The 16,918-nt window shown below is 71.4% G+C and carries 13 protein-coding genes and 1 pseudogene; 7 read left to right on the top strand and 7 right to left on the bottom strand.

The window, feature by feature from the left end; genetic code table 11:
- The first annotated feature begins 17 nt into the window (after positions 1-17).
- The 5 genes and pseudogenes from AS97_RS40870 to AS97_RS40850 all read left to right on the top strand — a co-directional run bounded on the left by AS97_RS40870 (position 18) and on the right by AS97_RS40850 (position 7,615).
- Positions 18-1,274, top strand: coding sequence for a cellulase-like family protein (locus AS97_RS40870; protein ID WP_059144631.1), 1,257 nt, complete (start codon positions 18-20; stop codon positions 1,272-1,274).
- Between the two features lie 166 nt (positions 1,275-1,440).
- Positions 1,441-2,837, top strand: a pseudogene (locus tag AS97_RS40865) (MFS transporter).
- The gene (locus AS97_RS40860) at positions 2,828-4,000 is read left to right on the top strand and encodes an anhydro-N-acetylmuramic acid kinase (RefSeq protein ID WP_210566658.1); all 1,173 of its coding nucleotides are present in this window, start codon (positions 2,828-2,830) and stop codon (positions 3,998-4,000) included. Before AS97_RS40865 ends, AS97_RS40860 begins: the two are co-directional and overlap by 10 nt.
- Positions 4,001-4,250: 250 nt before the next feature.
- A complete protein-coding gene (locus AS97_RS40855; protein ID WP_236669909.1) occupies positions 4,251-6,128 on the top strand; it encodes a hypothetical protein in 1,878 nt (625 codons plus the stop codon).
- A 5-nt stretch (positions 6,129-6,133) separates the two neighbouring features.
- Positions 6,134-7,615: a branched-chain amino acid ABC transporter substrate-binding protein gene (locus AS97_RS40850; RefSeq protein WP_210566657.1), complete on the top strand. Its 1,482-nt coding sequence runs from the start codon at positions 6,134-6,136 to the stop codon at positions 7,613-7,615.
- A gap of 60 nt (positions 7,616-7,675) precedes the next feature.
- Here the strand turns inward: AS97_RS40850 and dnaK are convergent, their stop codons facing one another.
- The 4 genes from dnaK to AS97_RS40830 all read right to left on the bottom strand — a co-directional run bounded on the left by dnaK (position 7,676) and on the right by AS97_RS40830 (position 12,592).
- Positions 7,676-9,598: a molecular chaperone DnaK gene (gene dnaK / locus AS97_RS40845; protein WP_210566656.1), complete on the bottom strand. Its 1,923-nt coding sequence runs from the start codon at positions 9,596-9,598 to the stop codon at positions 7,676-7,678.
- 76 nt (positions 9,599-9,674) lie between these two features.
- On the bottom strand, positions 9,675-11,078 hold the full coding sequence (sthA, locus tag AS97_RS40840) for a Si-specific NAD(P)(+) transhydrogenase (RefSeq protein WP_059144625.1): 1,404 nt from the start codon (positions 11,076-11,078) through the stop codon (positions 9,675-9,677).
- Between the two features lie 84 nt (positions 11,079-11,162).
- Positions 11,163-11,891, bottom strand: a complete 729-nt coding sequence (locus AS97_RS40835; protein ID WP_125759080.1) for a YoaK family protein — start codon at positions 11,889-11,891, stop codon at positions 11,163-11,165.
- 71 nt (positions 11,892-11,962) lie between these two features.
- Entirely contained in the window at positions 11,963-12,592 is a 630-nt protein-coding gene (locus tag AS97_RS40830; protein WP_210566655.1) for a CGNR zinc finger domain-containing protein, read from the bottom strand.
- 55 nt (positions 12,593-12,647) lie between these two features.
- Between AS97_RS40830 and AS97_RS40825 the strand changes: the two genes are divergently transcribed.
- A complete protein-coding gene (locus tag AS97_RS40825; protein ID WP_125759076.1) occupies positions 12,648-13,616 on the top strand; it encodes a ketopantoate reductase family protein in 969 nt (322 codons plus the stop codon).
- Here AS97_RS40825 and AS97_RS40820 read toward each other — a convergent pair.
- Positions 13,588-14,052, bottom strand: a complete 465-nt coding sequence (locus AS97_RS40820) for a DUF2000 domain-containing protein (protein ID WP_059144621.1) — start codon at positions 14,050-14,052, stop codon at positions 13,588-13,590. The genes AS97_RS40825 and AS97_RS40820 overlap by 29 nt on opposite strands.
- A gap of 108 nt (positions 14,053-14,160) precedes the next feature.
- Between AS97_RS40820 and AS97_RS40815 the strand changes: the two genes are divergently transcribed.
- The gene (locus tag AS97_RS40815) at positions 14,161-14,655 is read left to right on the top strand and encodes an Lrp/AsnC family transcriptional regulator (protein ID WP_059144620.1); all 495 of its coding nucleotides are present in this window, start codon (positions 14,161-14,163) and stop codon (positions 14,653-14,655) included.
- A gap of 28 nt (positions 14,656-14,683) precedes the next feature.
- Here AS97_RS40815 and AS97_RS40810 read toward each other — a convergent pair whose 3' ends face one another.
- Both AS97_RS40810 and AS97_RS40805 read right to left on the bottom strand, forming a co-directional pair.
- Complete coding sequence (locus AS97_RS40810) at positions 14,684-15,286, bottom strand: XRE family transcriptional regulator (RefSeq protein WP_059144680.1); 603 nt, start codon at positions 15,284-15,286, stop codon at positions 14,684-14,686.
- 142 nt (positions 15,287-15,428) lie between these two features.
- On the bottom strand, positions 15,429-16,856 hold the full coding sequence (locus tag AS97_RS40805; protein WP_059144619.1) for a cytosine permease: 1,428 nt from the start codon (positions 16,854-16,856) through the stop codon (positions 15,429-15,431).
- Positions 16,857-16,918: the final 62 nt, after the last annotated feature.

Below are 16,918 nucleotides of genomic sequence, written 5' to 3'. Positions count from 1 at the left end.
ACCGCGGGGAGCCCCCTGTGACGCTGTCGCCGCATCTGCCGGACAAACTGACCATCTCGCTGTGGGACTTCAGCTGGTACACCCGCACCGGCCCGGGCGAGCCCTTCGCCGACCTCGACCGCGCCTTCGGGGAGGCCGTGGCGCGCGGCTACAACACCGTGCGCATCTGTGCCATGCCGTTCCTGCTCTTCGGCTCCCGGCTCGACACCGGCAAGCTGCGGCTGTCGGGGCTGGGCGGCGCGTACGGGCAGCGGATGCGCTGGTACGACGTGGGCGGCGGGGGCGAGATCGACGGACGGGCCTGGCTGCGCGAGCTGTTCGAGGCGGCCCTGCGCCATGACTGCTTCGTGATCCTCTCCAGCTGGGAGTACCAGCAGAGCCCGTCGTTCGGCGAGGACCGCGCCTGGTTCGACGCGCTGATGGCCGTCGATCCCGAGCGGCGCGCCGAAGCGCTCGCGGACGCGCTGGCCGACCTGATCGATTTCCTGGTGATCCACGGTCTGGACGACCGGATCGCCTTCACCGAGCTGCACAACGAGGTCCAGGGCAGCCGGCTCACCGAGGGGCTGGAGGGCCAGGACAAGGTCGTCGCCCTGCGGCCGCGGCTGGAGCGGGGCATCGCGCGCTTCAAGGAGCGCCACCCCAACCGGCCCGTCACGGTCAACTACGCCAAGGTACCGGTCGGTTCGCTGCGCGGGGTCCCCCGGGAAGTGGATGTGGCGGTCTTCCACCCTTACGTCTACGGGGTGCTGGACGAGCTTCTGGCCACCTTCGCCATCCGCGACCGAGGCCGCCCCTTCGCCCAGGAGCCCGTCCGCCGGGAGCTGCTGCGCCCCGGCGCGCCCGATCTGGCCGACTGGGCTCCTCCGCCCGGCGATCTCTGGCGGCTGGAGGCCACCACGGTCGGCTCCCGGGAGATCTACGTCCACGACTGGTGCGACCCCGACCGCTGGGACGCCTGGCTGTACGACCGGTACGCCATGCACCGTCTGGCGATGGAGCAGCGGCTGGTCACCTGGATCGAGGCGGCCGCGGACTGGGCGGCCGGGAGCGGGGTCCCGCTGGTCTTCGGCGAGGGCTGGATCGGCTACACCCCGCTGCACGGGACCTTCGAGGAGGGCCCGGTGGGGGCCGCGTTCTGCCGCCGCGCCGTCGAGGAGTCGGCACGGGTGGGCGCGTGGGGCGCGGTGGTGTGCTCCAACGCGGCGCCGCAGCACCCGATGTGGCAGGACATCGCGCTGCAGCGGGAGTGCAACGCGATGCTGCGCGGCTGACACGCCCGGCCGTCGGCGGCTCCGGCGGCGATAACGCACGTCACGAGGACAGGCGTTCCGCCAGGACCTCGCGCGCCACTGGAGCCGCGCTCGCACCGGTAACCGCCGCCCCCAAGGGGTACGCACATCACGTTCCCCTTGGCGGTGACGGCGAAAGGGCCCGAAAGTGACGACGTCCCCAGCGGATCCCCGAGAGCGTGCCGCCGGGCGGGCCCCGCGCCGTGCGCTGGTGGCCGGTTCGGTCGGCAACTTCATCGAGTGGTACGAATTCGGTGTCTACGGCTTCTTCGCGACGATCATCGCGGCGAACTTCTTCACCCCGCACGGCGGCACCGAGATCGAGGGCCTGGTCAAGACCTATGCCTCCTTCGGGATCGCGTTCTTCTTCCGCCCCATCGGCGCCGCCGTCTTCGGCCGGGTCGGCGACCGGATCGGCCGCCGGCCCACGCTGATCCTGGTGCTGTTGCTGATGACCGGCGCCACGACGCTCATCGGAGTGCTGCCCACGTACGACACGCTGGGCGCGGCCGCGCCCTGGCTGCTCACCCTGTTGCGGATCCTCCAGGGGCTGTCCGCGGGCGGGGAGTTCGGCGGCGCCGTGTCGATCATGACGGAGTTCGCGCCTCCGGGCCGGCGCGGGCTCTACGGGGCGTGGCAGTCGTTCACCGTGGCGCTGGGGCTGCTGGCCGGGGCCGGTGTGGCGGCGCTGCTGGCCACCGTGATGAGCGAGGAGTCGCTGGGCGACTGGGGATGGCGGTTGCCGTTCCTGGCGACCCTGCCGATCGGGCTGGTCGCCCTGTGGCTGCGGCTGAGGCTGGAGGAGACCCCGTTCTTCCGCGCGGCGGCGGACGGGGAGACCGGCCCCCCGCCGGGCCCCGGGGCACCGTCCGCCGCACCGGAACGGGTGGCGGACCCGCGTGAGATGGCCGCGGCCATCGTCATGGGGGCCGCGCGCATCATGGGCTGGGCGGCGGCCGGTTACACCTTCCTGGTCGTCATGCCGTCGTATCTGCAGGCCACCTTGAACGCCACCTTCCAGCAGGCGCTGGTCGCCACCGTGGTGGCCAACGCGGGCTTCGCGCTCTCCATCCTCCCTGCCGGCCTGCTCAGCGACCGGATCGGGCGGCGGCCGGTGATGCTGACCGGGGCCGCGCTGGTGGCGGTACTGGCCTTCCCGCTGCTCGATGTGTTGCAGGAGCCGGCCAGTTCGGCGTGGGTCCAGGGAGCGGCGGTCTTCGTCGCGGGCGTGGTGGTCGGCCTGATGGCGGGGCCGGGTCCGGCCATGCTCGCCGAGATGTTCCCGACCCGGGTCCGCTACACGGGCCTTGGGCTGGCGTACGCGGTCTCCAACGCGGTGTTCTCCGGATGCGCGGGGCTCATCATCACCGAGGGATCAAGCGCACCGGCGAGGTCGACATCCCGGCCTACTACGTGACGGTGACCTGCGCCGTCAGCGTGCTCGCACTGCTCACCCTGCGCGGAGAGAACCACCGCGGCGCACTGCCCGAGGTGGCGCGGGCGGGGAAGGCCGCCGAGACGGAGGAGGAGACACCATGCGCGTGATCGGCCTGATGTCGGGCACGTCCCATGACGCGGTCGACGCCGCGGCAGCCGATCTGGTGCTCGACGGCGACACCGTGGTGCTGGCCCCACTGGGGCTGGTCAGCGAGGCGTATCCGGAGGCGCTGCGGTCGGCGCTGAGCGCCGCGCTGCCCCCGGCGGCCACCACCATGAAGGAGGTGTGCGCGCTCGACACCCGTATCGGCCAGGTGTTCGCCGCGCTCGCGGCCCGCGCCGACCGGGAGCTGTGTGAGGGGCGCGCGGACCTCATCGGCTCCCACGGTCAGACGGTGTACCACTGGGCCGAGGGCGGGCGGGTGCACGGAACGCTGCAGCTCGGCCAGCCCGCCTGGATCGCCGAGGCCACCGGCTGCCCGGTGGTCTCCGATCTGCGCACCCGCGATGTGGCCGCGGGCGGCCAGGGCGCTCCCCTGGTCAGCCTGGTGGACGCCCTGTGGCTGCGCGGGCGGCCCGGTGTGTGCGCCGCCCTGAACCTGGGCGGGATCGCCAACATCACGGTGATATCGAGCGCCGGCGATCCGCTGGCCTTCGACACCGGCCCGGCGAACGCGCTCATCGACGCGGCGGTCGGCGATCTGACGGGCGGCCGCCTTGACCATGACGCGGACGGCGCCATGGCGGCGCGCGGCACCGTCCACGAGCCGCTGCTGGAGCGGCTGCTGGCCGAGCCGTACTATGCGCTGCCCGCGCCCAAGACCACCGGCAAGGAGCTGTTCCACGGGCCCTATCTGCGGGCGGCGCTGGCCGCCGCGGGCCCGGTGCCGGACGATGACGTGGTCGCCACCGTCACCGAGCTGACGGCCCGTACCGTCGCCGACGCGGTGCGGTCGGTGCACGCCACCGAGGTGATCGCCTCGGGCGGCGGCACCCGCAACCCCACCCTGATGGGGGCGTTGCGCCGGGCGCTGGGCACCATCGCGCTGCGGACCTCCGATGACCTCGGCCTTCCGGCGCCGGCGAAGGAGGCGTACGCCTTCGCCGTGCTCGCCTTTCTGACCGCCCATGGGCTGGCCGGTACGGCACCGAGCTGCACCGGCGCCCGCCATGCCAGCGTGCTCGGGTCGATCACCCCGGGGAGCCGCGGCCTCGCCCTCCCCGCACCGGGCCGGCCAGCGCCCACCCGGCTGGAGATCTTCCGCCGCTGAGCGGACCGGCGGCGCGTGACCGGTAAAGGGGATGTCGGCATGGGCCGTACTCGGGGTACGTTGGGAACGGTCGGCCATAGAAGGGGCGAACGTGGGTAAAGACCCCCCGAGTTGCCGACGGGGGGCCGACGGGGGGACGGGGCACGTGGCGGAATCCGGAATGGGTGTGGGCTTCAGAGGCCGCAGCGGGATCATCAGTCTGGTCGGAGAGTGTCTCAGACTGGGGCCCACGGACGAGCGGCCGGTGATCATGCTGCTGGGGCCGCGCGGCAGCGGGGCCAGCGAGGCCCATGGCGCGCTGATGGAGAAGTTCGGGCCCGAGACGCCGTTCGCGTATATCAATCTCGGCGGTGAGCAGTCCCTGCTGCCGCGGTACGCGCTGGCGCTGCTCGCCCGCCAGCTGGAGCGCAAGCTTCCGCGCTACCGCCGCTCCCACTTCCCGCGGCTGACCCTCGGTCTGCTCGCCTCGGACCACCAGCTGCGGATGACGAGCCTGGCGGAGGGGCGGCGCAACATCCGGCGGGAGCTGGACGCGTTCCAGGAGCAGGCGGAGGCGCGCTACGGCGACTATCTCGCCGCCTTCTTCGAGGTGGCCGGAGGCGCGGTGGGCGCCCCCGACGGCGCCTCCACCGCCGCGCTCGCGCTGCTGCGGGACGCGCTGCGGCGCGGCCGGAGGCGGCTGCCGGGCCGCAAGTTCACCAGCAGCGCCGCCTGGTACGGCGGCCATCCGCTGCTGCAGAGCCGGGATCCGTGGGAGGCGCTGGTCGAGCTCAACCTGTGGCGCCACGACGGGGACGAGGACGATCAGGAGCGGCTGGACCGGGTGCTGTTCTCGGCCCTGCTGGAGGACATGCGCGGCAATGTGCGCCACTCGTTCATGCCCCGCTCCTATCTGCTGCTGCTCGACAACTCCCATACCGAGTACGGCCGTCGCTTCCTCGATCTGCTGATCCGGGCCCGCCATGACGACGCCGTGGTGGCGGGCACCGACTGCGATCCGCTCACCGTCGTGGCCAGCTCCAACCGGTGGCTGCCCCGCTGGGGGCCGGCCACCGGCGATCAGTGGCCCTGGCGGCTGCGCGGCCCGGACCGGGCCTCCCTCACGGACTGGACGGAGCACCGGCCGGGCCGGGACAGCGATGACACCTGGTGGTATCCGCTGCGGCTGCGCGATCTCAATCTGGACGAGGTCCGCATCCGGATCGAGCTGGAGCTGCGCCAGCATCCCGACCTCGCGCCGTTCGCCCGGCTCGCGCCCTTCATCCACCGGCTGACCGCGGGGCTCCCCCGGGCGGTCAGCCAGGTCCTGGAGCTGTTCCGGCATTCGACCGTGCCCATCGAGGACGGCGCCGAGCAGGACCGCTGGCTGCGCACCCTGCCGGACCGTACGCCGCGGGAGGGCGAGGACACCCGGACCCTGGTGGAGGCCGCCCTGGACCATCTGCTGCGCGGTTTCGACCCCATGGAGCGGTCGGCGCTGGAGGAGTGCGCGGCGGCGCGCGATCTGTCCATCGGCACTCGGCTGCTGGGCTCGGGCGACTCGCTGTTCGGCGAGGTCCGCGGCCGCTGGCTGCTGCACAGCCCGGGCACGGTGACCCCGGCCCTCCACCCCTGGCCGCGGCGGCTGCTGCTGTGGCGGCTGGCCGCGCGTCCGGACGACTGGGACGCGGTGCACGAGCTGCTGGCCGAGCACTTCAGGTCCGAGGGCCGCACCGTTCAGGAGATGTACCACCGGCTGGCGGCGGAGCGGATCGACGAGGTGACCGGGTATCTGGTGGCACGCTTCCCGGCGGTGCCCTCGGCGCAGTGGATCAGCGAGTTCAACACGATCACGGCCGCGCCCAACCGGCTGGGCCAGGCGGGCGGACCGCTGGAGCTGCTCGCCGGCCTCGCCCCGGAGGAGCCCCCGGAGGCGGTCACCACCGCCTCGGTGATCCGGGAGCTGATCACGGTGCGCTGGGTGTGGAGCGATCCGCTGGCCGACCCCGGGATGCGGCTGAACGACATGATCGCCGACGGGTTCAACCAGCTCTCACGACTGCGGAGGAACGACATCGTGGCCCTGTTCAACGAGGCGGAGCGGTACCGCCACTGGCGCCATCCGCTGACGCGCGCGGGCGAGGGGTGAGGCCGGTGCCGAGACTGGAATGGCCGCTGCACATCGTGCGCCGGGTGGTGATCGGCGTGATCGTCGTCGCGCTGCTCGCGGTGGCGGTCCCCCTCACCTGGAACTGGATCGAGGAGAAGCGGGCGCGGTGCGGCGAGGGCGTCGTCAAGAAGGGCGACGACCACGAGTGCGTCGGTGTCACCGACGGCTCGTACGTCTTCGCGGACCATCTGAGGTCCGTGGAGAAGAAGATCAAGGCGGAGAACGACCGGGTGGAGGAGAACACCGGCAAGGATCCGTACGTCAGCGTCGCCTATATGACCTCCTTCACCCTGACCGACGACGACAGCAACTCCGAGGAGTCGGTGCGCCATGAGCTCGAAGGCGCGTATCTGGCGCAGTACCGGCACAACCGCGGCGATCTCTCCTCCTCCCCCAAGATCAAGCTGCTGATCGCCAATGTGGGGAGCAACGCGGCCCACTGGGAGTACACCGTCGACGAGCTGATCGACCGGATGACCTCCGACCGCGACAAGCTGGTCGCCGTCACCGGGCTCGGCCCCAGCACCGATCGGAGCCTGAGCGCGCTCAGGCGGCTGTCGGACCGCGGGCTCGCCCTGGTGGCCAGCACCATGACGGCCACCAACATCGAGGGCATAAAGGGGTTCGTCCGGGTCTCGCCGACCAATGTGGACGAGGCGTACGCCGCCTCCGCCTACCTGAAGAAGCAGAAGGTCCGTACGGCCGTGGTGGTCCAGGACGCCGCGCGGAGCAACTACTACGCCAAGACGCTGGGTGACGCCTTCACCGAGGTCTTCCAGGACACCAAGGGCCATCGGCTGGTGGCGGACCGGATGACCTATGACTCCTCGGTGCGCAGTGCCTGGGAGAACGAGCTGCGCTACATGCCGGGGCAGCTGTGCGACCAAAAGCCGGAGGTGGTCTACTTCGCCGGCCGCGGCAAACACCTCACCCGGTTCCTGGACTCGCTCGCCAACCGGCCGTGCCAGGAGCGGAAGTTCACCGTCATCACCGGTGACGACACCTCCAACCTCACCGCCAAGGAGCTCGCGCACGCCGCCGACAGCGGGGTGCGGGTGCTCTACACGGGCCTGGCGCACCCGGACATGTGGCGGCAGGACCCCCTCCATGTCTCCGGTCCCTCGGCCGGCCACTTCCAGCCGGGCGGGTCGATGGACAAGTGGTTCCCGGGCGATCCGCGCTATGACGGCCAGGCCATCATGGGGCATGACGCGGTGCTGGCCGCCGCCCATGGCATCCAGATGGCGGCGGGCTGGCAGGGCGAGGTGTCGGGGGACGCGGTGGCGCGGATGTTCCACCAGATGGACGGGCGTCAGCAGGTGGCGGGGGCGAGCGGCTTCATCTCGTTCCAGAACGACGGCAATCCGCGCAACAAGGCCATCCCCATCCTGCACCTGAACGCCAGGGGGCGCTCGGAGCTGGTGGAGGTCTCGGCGCCACGGGGCGAGCCGCCCAGGAAGCAGTGAGGGTCAGGGGGCGGTGACGCTCGGGCCGCAGTGAGCGTCAGGCCCCAGGAGCGGTGGCGGTCAGCCGGCGCCTCCCTGGGGCCGCTCACCTCCGGCCTTCTCGTCCCCGGTCTTCTCGTCGTCGACGATCTCCGCGTCCACGACCTCCTCGTCGGACGCGTGGGCCTGGCCCCCGCCGTCACCGGAGGAGCCGGCCGCCGAGCCGCTCGCTCCGCCGTCGGACGAGGCGGACTGCTGGGCCTGGGCGTAGATGGCGGTGCCGATCTTCTGCCCGACGGTGGCCGTCCGCTCGGTGGCCTCGCGGATCGCGTTGGTGTCCTCGCCTTCCAGGGTCCCCTTCAGCTCCGCGACCGCCGCCTCGGCCTCCTGCCGGACGTCCCGCGGCACCTTGTCGGCCTGGTCCCGCAGCAGCCTCTCGGTCTGGTAGACGAGCGCCTCGGCCTGGTTGCGGGTCTCGGCGGCCTCGCGGCGCTTGTGGTCCTCCTCCGCGTAGCTCTCGGCCTCCCGCATCATGCGGTCGATGTCGTCCTTCGGCAGCGCGGAGCCGCCGGTGACGGTCATCCGCTGCTCCCGGCCGGTGCCGAGGTCCTTGGCGGAGACATGCATGATGCCGTTGGCGTCGATGTCGAAGGCGACCTCGATCTGCGGCACCCCGCGCGGGGCCGGCGGAAGGCCGGTCAGCTCGAACATCCCGAGCTTCTTGTTGTACGCGGCCATCTCGCGCTCGCCCTGGAAGACCTGGATCTGCACCGACGGCTGGTTGTCCTCGGCCGTGGTGAAGACCTCCGAGCGCTTCGTCGGGATCGTGGTGTTCCGCTCGATCAGCTTGGTCATGATGCCGCCCTTGGTCTCGATGCCGAGGGACAGCGGGGTGACGTCCAGCAGCAGGACGTCCTTGACCTCCCCCTTGAGGACACCGGCCTGCAGCGAGGCGCCGACGGCCACGACCTCGTCCGGGTTGACGCCCTTGTGCGGCTCCTTGCCGGTCAGCTCCTTGACCAGGGTGGTCACAGCGGGCATCCGGGTGGAGCCGCCGACCAGGATCACATGGTCGATACCGGCGGTCTTGATCCCGGCATCCTTGATCGCCTGATGGAAGGGGGCCTTGCAGCGCTCCAGGAGGTCCTCGGTCAGCTGCTGGAACTGCGAGCGGGTGAGCTTCTCGTCCAGATGCAGCGGGCCCGCGTCGGACGCGGTGATGTACGGCAGGTTGATCGTGGTCTCGCTGGCCGCGGAGAGCTCGATCTTGGCCTTCTCGGACGCCTCGCGCAGCCGCTGGACCGCCATCTTGTCGTTGGCCAGATCGACGCCGTAGCCGCCCTTGAAGCGGGAGACCAGATGGTCCACGATCCGCTGGTCCCAGTCGTCGCCGCCGAGGTGGGTGTCGCCGTTGGTGGCCTTGACCTCCACCACCCCCTCGCCGATCTCCAGCAGCGAGACATCGAAGGTGCCGCCGCCGAGGTCGAAGACCAGGATGGTCTGGTCGTTCTCCTTGTCCAGCCCGTACGCCAGGGCGGCGGCCGTCGGCTCGTTGATGATCCGCAGCACTGTCAGCCCGGCGATCTCGCCCGCCTCCTTGGTGGCGGTGCGCTGGGAGTCGTTGAAGTACGCGGGGACGGTGATCACGGCGTCCGTGACGTCCTCACCGAGATACGCCTCGGCGTCGCGCTTGAGCTTCTGCAGCACCCGCGCGGAGATCTCCTGCGCGGTGTAGCGCTTGCCGTCGACGTCGCCGGTGGCCGGGAACCGCCAGCGGTCCTCGCCCACGTGGCGCTTGACCGATCGCGCGGTGCGCTCGACGTTCGTCACCGCCTGGCGCTTGGCGACCTCGCCCACCAGCACTTCGCCGTTCTTGGCGAAGGCCACCACCGAGGGGGTGGTCCGGGTCCCCTCGGTGTTGGTGATGACGGTCGGCTCGCCGCCCTCCAGGACGGATACGACCGAGTTCGTCGTACCCAGGTCAATACCGACTGCGCGGGTCATCTGAGCCCTCCTCCCGATCTGCCTCCCAGTATCCCAAAAAGGGACATTCGGGGCGGGTGCGGAGGCGGGACGGGGCTCAGTCCCGCAGGTGGTCGATCTCGCGCATCTTGTTCGTGGCGTCGAGTGCGGCGACCTTGTACGACTCGGCGAAGGTCGGATAGTTGAACACCGCGTCCACCAGATAGTCGACGGTGCCGCCGCAGCCCATCACGGCCTGGCCTATATGGATCAGCTCGGTGGCGCCGGTCCCGAAGCAGTGCACCCCGAGCAGCCGCCGGTCCTCCGAGGAGACCAGCAGCTTCAGCATGCCGTGCGCATCGCCGACGATCTGGCCCCGGGCCAGCTCGCGATAGCGTGACACCCCGACCTCGAAGGGCACCTTCTCGTCCGTGAGCTGGTCCTCGGTGCGGCCTATGAAGCTGATCTCCGGGATGCTGTAGATCCCGATCGGCTGCAGATGGTGGATCGGGTTCACCGGCTCCTCGCAGGCGTGGTACGCCGCGCTGCGCCCCTGTTCCATCGAGGTCGCGGCCAGCGCCGGGAAGCCGATCACATCGCCGACGGCGTAGATGTGCGATACGGCGGTGCGGTAGTGCTCGTCCACCGCTATCCGGCCCCGCCGGTCGGCGGTGAGCCCCGCCTTGCCGAGGTCCAGCCCGTCGGTGAGCCCCTGGCGCCCCGCGGAGTACATCACCGCGTCGGCGGGGATCTTCTTACCGCTCTCCAGAACGGCCAGGGCGCCCCGCGCGTGGCGCTCGACGGCCGCCACGGTCTCGCCGAAGCGGAAGGTGACGGCCAGGTCGCGCAGCCGGTACTTCAGCGCCTCGACGATCTCGACATCGCAGAAGTCCAGCATCCCCTCGCGCTGCTCGACCACGGTGACCTTGCTGCCCAGGGCGGCGAACATCGAGGCGTACTCGATGCCGATCACCCCGGCGCCCACGATGACCATGGAGCGCGGCACCCGCTCCATGTTGAGGACACCGTCGGAGTCCATGATCGTCCGCTCGTCGAACTCCACGCTCGCGGGGCGGGCCGGGCGGGTGCCGGTGGCGATCACGATATGCCGCGCGGTCAGCAGCTCTTCCTGGCCGGTCGCGTCCGTGACGGCCACGGTGTGGTCGTCCACGAACCGCCCGGTGCCCGGGAACATCGCGACCCGGTTGCGCGAGAGCTGATTGCGGACGACGTCCATCTCGCGGCCGACCACATGCTGGGTCCGGGCCGTCAGGTCGGCGACGGTGATGTCCTCCTTGAGCCGGTAGCTCTGGCCGTACAGATCCCGCTGGGTCAGTCCGGTGAGATAGAGCACCGCCTCGCGCAGGGTCTTCGACGGAACGGTTCCGGTGTGCAGGGAGACCCCGCCCACCATCTCCTTCCGGTCGACGACGGCCACCCGGCGACCGAGTTTGGCGGCTGCGATGGCAGCTTTCTGGCCGCCCGGTCCGGACCCAATCACAAGCATGTCAAAGTCGGTCACGGACCGAGTCTGGCATCGGATGACGCCCCGCCGGAAGAGGAATCGCCGGTCAACCGCCCCGGGCGGCAACAGACTTGAGGCGCCCTACTCGGCGTGCGGCCACAGACGGCCCTCGGCGTCCCGGGCCAGCGAGGTCAGGGAGGCCAGCAGTACGAGGGCGACCAGCCCGGTCGGCAGGGCGGGCGCGGCCCGGGCGGCATGGGCCACCAGCAGCCCACCCGCCGCGGCACCCACCACCAGGGCCCCCAGCAGCGCCATGCTGAGCCGGCCCACCGTGCCGCTGCGCGCCGCGTCGACCAGCAGCCCGGTCAGGACGCCGGTGAGATAGGTGGTGGAGAATCCGGGCGGCCCGACGGCCCGCACCAGGCCGCTCTGCCCGCCCATCGCGAGCGCGGCCACCGCCAGCAGCCCCAGCTGCCGGCCGCCGGAGGGGTGGCCGCCGGTGGCCGCCCACGCCGCCCAGAGCCCGCCGAGCGCGAGCAGTTCCACCGTGAGCGCGCAGCGGGCGCGCCAGGCGGGCCGGGGGCCGCGGACGATCCGGCCGCTGAGCAGCGCACCCACGACGTATCCGGCCATGGCGACCGCGGTGTCCCGGGCCAGCGTCGCGTCCATGGACGCGGTCGACATGCCGAGCAGGGAGAGGTTGGCGGTCATGACGCTGGTGAAGACCCCGCCCAGCGCCAGAAAGCTGATCGCGTCCATCGCCCCGGTCACCACGGTCAGCACGACGGCGGCCGCCACTCCCCCGGAACCGGCGGCCCGGCCCGGGCGCCGTCGCTTCGGCGCGGGGCCGGTGTCGCTCTCATCGGCCATCACCACTCCTCCGGCCACCTCGGGTGCCCCGGGCGGCGCACCGGAAACAACGGTCCTGGGAGCGCCGGGCGTCAGGAGCCGGCCGGGGCGGCGGCTGCCCGCCGCTCGCGGTGTTTCGCGGCCTTGGCGCTGTTGCCGCACAGCCGCATGGAACACCACCGGCGCCTGCCGCCCGGCGTGTGGTCGAGGTAGACCATCGTGCACAGCGAGGCGTCGCACACCCGCAGCGCCCCGCACCGCTCCGGGTCCCCGAGCACCGCTATGAGGTCGCGGACGACGACCGACTGCAGCTCCCGCCCGGACAGGGGGCGATCGGCGCCGTCGACCCCGACGCCGGTGCCGGTGGCTATCAGCAGCGGCTGCGGCGGGGCAGGGCGCGCCCGGTCGTTGAGCAGCGCCACGGACACATCCGGCGGGGGCCGGCCGTCGACCACCGCCGCCACCACGTCGTAGGCCGCCTCGCGCAGCGTCCACAGCTCGGTGAGGAGTTCCTGGGTGACGGCCTCGTCGTGGAGCCGCAGCCCGACGCCGTCGCACCACTCCCGCAGCCGGTCGAGGGTGCCGAGGCGCTCGATCGGGGTGCTGCTGCGCCGCCCGAGGGTCGCGACGAGATTCAGGGCGAGGCTGCCGGCGTCGAAGCGCAGGGCCCGCAGCCGGGCGGTCACCCGCGTCCGCGGGACCGGCTCCGTCGAGGAATCCATCCGCATATAGTAACCGCCTGAAGGGTTACCAAGCGGCTGAGGATGAGGGCACATCATGCGGATCGCGGTCATCGGCGCGGGTGGCGTCGGCGGATACTTCGGCGCGCGGCTCGCCGCCGCGGGTGAGGATGTCACCTTGGTGGCGCGGGGCCGCCATCTCACGGCGATCCGGGAGAAGGGGCTGACGGTTCGCAGCCCGCTGGGCGAGCTGCGGGTGCCGTCCGAGGCGGTGGTGCCGGCCATCTCCGACCTCGAGTCCCCGGACCTCGTCATGGTGGCGGTGAAGCTGTGGGACACCGAGGACGTCGCCCGGCAGCTCGCGCCCCTCGCCGAAGGCGGCGCCGCCGTGGTGTCGTTCCAGAACGGGGTCCAGAAGGACACGGTGCTGCGCCGCCATCTGCCGGCCGGGTCCGTCCTCGGCGGGGTCGGCTACATCTCGGCGTTCATCGAGGAGCCCGGGGTGGTGGTGCACAACGGCACACTGCAGCGGCTGGTGTTCGGGGAGTACGACCATACGGAGTCGCCGCGCGCCCGCGATTTCCTCGACCGCGCTGTGGCGGCCGGTATCGACGCGGAGATCAGCGCCGACATCGAGCGCGCCATCTGGGAGAAGTTCGTCTTCCTGGTGGGCCTTTCCGGGACGACGTCGGCGGTGCGGCAGCCGATCGGGGTGGTCCGCGGGGATCCCGGGTCGCGGGCCCTGCTGCGTGAGGTGATGCACGAGGTGGTCGCCGTGGGACGGGCCAAGGGGGTGGCCCTGGACCCCGGTTTCGCCGACGACCGGCTCGCCTTCTGCGACACGCTGCCCGCCGCGATGACGTCCTCCATGCACAACGATCTGCTGCACGGCAACCGTCTCGAACTCGGCTGGCTCAGCGGGGCGGTGGCCGGACTCGGCGCCGAGCTGGGCGTCGCCACCCCGCGCAACCGGGCCATCGCCGACATCCTCTCCCCGTACGCCCTGGGCGATCCGGCCGCGACCGGCGGCGCGGGGGTCAGCGCAGCAGGGGCAGCTTCCCGATGAGCTTGCTCACCTTGTTCCGCGGGCCGACGATGCTGAGCGCGAGATAGTCGAGGTCCTCGGTCTTGGTGCCGGCCAGGCTGTCGAGGTACTCGTCGTAGACCCGTGACGTCTGGGCCTGCCCGGGCATGTCGACGAGGTACAGGTCGTCCTTCCCGGCGGCCTTCGCGCGCAGCTCGCGCAGCGCCTCCGGGCCGGCGGCCAGGATCGAGCAGCCGGCCCACGGCAGCCCCGGGTGGCCGGCGCCGGACCCGTCCGTGCCGTCCGGCCCCAGCAGTTCCGGCATGGCCCGGCCGACGGCGGCGGCCATGCAGGCGGCGGCGTTCACCGCCCGGCCCGCCGGCAGTTCCTCGTCCACGACGATCACCCACTTCAGCTTCGCCTGCCGGGTGGACTGATCAGTGCGGACATCCTCGTCGGTGAGCTGGGGGACGGACACGAGCGGCACTCCTTGTCGACGGCTAATGTGGTGGATGAGGTGGACGGTACCCATCCATCCGTGACACGGCACGGCCCGCCGAATTTCGTCAGGCAAGGAAGCGCTTTCGTGGAACTTGATGCACTGGACCGCGCTCTTCTGCGGGAGTTGCAGAACGATGCACGCCAGACCAATCGCGAGCTGGCCCTGCGGACGGGGGTCTCGCCGTCGACCTCCCTGGAGCGGGTCCGGGCGCTGCGCGAGCGCGGCATCATCAGCGGCTATCACGCCGCCGTCGACCTGGAGGCGGTCGGCCGTCCCGTCCAGGCGCTGATCTCGGTGCGGATCCGCCCGCCGTCCCGGCCGGTCATCGAGGGTTTCCGGGAATGGGCCGCCCAGCTGCCGGAGACCATCGGCCTGTTCGTCACCTCCGGCGCCCATGACTTCCTCATCCATGTGGCGGTGCCGGACACCAATGGGCTGTACGCGTTCGTCATCGACCGCCTCACCGAGCGCCGTGAGGTGGCGGATGTACAGAGCACGATGGTCTACGAACACGCCCAGTCGCGCTGTATCGACCCCGCCCCCGCCGAGCGCCCCGCGCCCTCCCGCAGGAGGCGATAGCGGGCCGGGGAGGGCGGGATGGGATGGGTCAGTGGTGCGGGGTGTCGCCGAAGGCCGTCACCGTCAGCAACCGTACGGGCAGGGTGATCAGCTTCTCCGGGCCGTGCGGCGCCTCGCCGTCGAACTGGAGGGCGTCACCGGCCCTCAGTGTGTAGCTGGACTTGCCGTGGCCGTAGACCATGACGCCGTCGAGCATGTAGATCAGCTCGGTGCCACCGTGCTGGAAGAGCGGGAACACCTCGCTGGACTCGGTGAGGGTGACCTCCAGCGCCTCCATCCGCTTGTTGCTGCCGCGCAGGGCGCCGAGCAGGGCGTACTCATGGCCGATCCGGGTGCCGCGGCGCACGATCCGGGCGCCGTGGCCGGCCGGGACGAAGACCGCCTCGCGCTCGTCGTCCATCCCGCGGAAGAGCGCGGTGACGGGCACGCCCAGGCCGCGCGCGAGCCGGGAGAGGGTGGTGAGGCTGCAGGCGGTCTGGGCGTTCTCGATCTTGGACAGCATGGCCTTGGAGATGCCCACCCGCTGGGCCATCCCACCCAGCGACGCCCCGGCCGCCTGCCGGTACTCCCGTGCCCGGACCGCGATGATCCGCTCCAGCGCCTTGTCGTCGTCCCCCGCGTCTGCCGCCATCCACCGCATCCTAGGGCCTGTCACCAAAGGGGACTCCCTGCTCCCTTTGACGACAGACCTTGGTGCCGGATGAGGGCGCCACCTCGGCGGCGGGCGGCGCCGTCACGACGCCGCCCGCCCCGGGCCGTTCGCTGCCGGGCGGTCAGGAGCCCGCCACCGCCGCCGTCTCCTCCGGCCGCGGTTCGGGCGTGGCGGGGACATCCCGCGTCCACAGCGGCCGCAGCCGGTAGGTCAGCAGATAGAGCACCGCGGCGACGGCCGCCGCGACGAACATGCTCAGATCGCCCGCGTGCGGATACGCCGCCGCGAACGCCCCGGTGTAGAGGTTGGATTGCCAGAACGGCACCGAGGCCACCACCCCGCCGGCCCAGGCGACGAAGCCCCAGGAGAGCACCCGTCCGCGGTCGTACAGCTCGGCGATCCGGCCGGGGTCGGAGCGGCCGCCCAGGTGGTAGTCGAGCAGCAGCACGGTGGCGAACGGCGCGATGAAGTACGCGGTGAGGTTGAGGAACACCGAGAACTTGTCCTCGATCCCCGAGTGTCCCCACAGGCTGATCCCGTACGCCAGCGCGCAGATGAGGGTGACGGCCTGGGTCCGGGTGACCGGCACCTTCAGCGTCTGGATGGAGATCGCGCCGCCGTAGACGTTGAGGAAGTTCTGCGCGAGCGCCGAGAGCCCGATGGCGACGAGGGCGGGGATGGCGAACGGCCCGGTCAGCTGGTGCAGGGCGGTGATGGAGTCGGTGCTGGTGGCGTTGGAGCCCAGAAGCACGCCGAGGATGCCGAGCCAGCAGATGGTGACGAAGTTGCCGAGCCCGGTGTACCAGGCGGTGCGGCTCACCACGCGGGGCGAGTCGGGCAGATAGCGCGAGTAGTCCGAGGCGAACGGCGCCCAGGCGACGAGGAAGGAGAGGAACCAGCCGCCGAAGGTGATCCAGCCGCCGGTGGAGCCCACGTAGTCCGGTGCCTTCGGATCGGCGTCGAAGGTGCCCGCGCCCCGTACCAGGGCCACCACCGTGATCATGACGAACAGCGGGGTGAGCACATAGGTCAGCACCCGCTGCAGGAAATTGATCATGTTGTAGCCGTAGATGGACACCACCAGCTCGACCAGGGTGAGCGCCAACCCACAGACCCAGAAGGGCAGATGGGTCAGCTCGGCGATGGCCTTGCCGCCGAGGATCACGGTGACGGCGGCCCAGCCGACCCCGGCGAACACATTGATGTACGCCACCGGCAGGAAATTGCCGAGGAAGCCGAGCGGGCCACGCGCCTGGATCTGCTGGGGCACCCCCAGCCGTACGCCCATCCGGGACATCACGGCCATCAGCAGCGAGCCGAGACCCGCGCCGGCCACGATCGCGGCGACGGCGGCGCCGAAGCTGAGACCGAGCCCGACCGCGCTGAACCCGAGCAGGATGATGGGGAAGTTGAGACCGGCGGCGAACCAGACGAAGAACTGCGAACTGGGCTTGCCGTGCCGCTCGTTGTCGGGGATGTGGTCGACCCCGAAGGGCTCCACCTTGGTGACCGCGCTGCCGTACACCGGCGCCGTGTCGTCGTGGGTCATGGGTGTGCTCCTGGGACGGGAGGAGTGGACGTCAGGGGGGACCGGTGGGCGTACGGATCCGG

The organism is Streptomyces sp. AgN23 (assembly GCF_001598115.1).
GTDB classification, from domain to species: Bacteria; Actinomycetota; Actinomycetes; order Streptomycetales; family Streptomycetaceae; genus Streptomyces; species Streptomyces antimycoticus.
The sequence above is the reverse complement of the archived record's forward strand: the minus strand, read 5'-3'. Positions and strand labels throughout refer to the sequence as shown.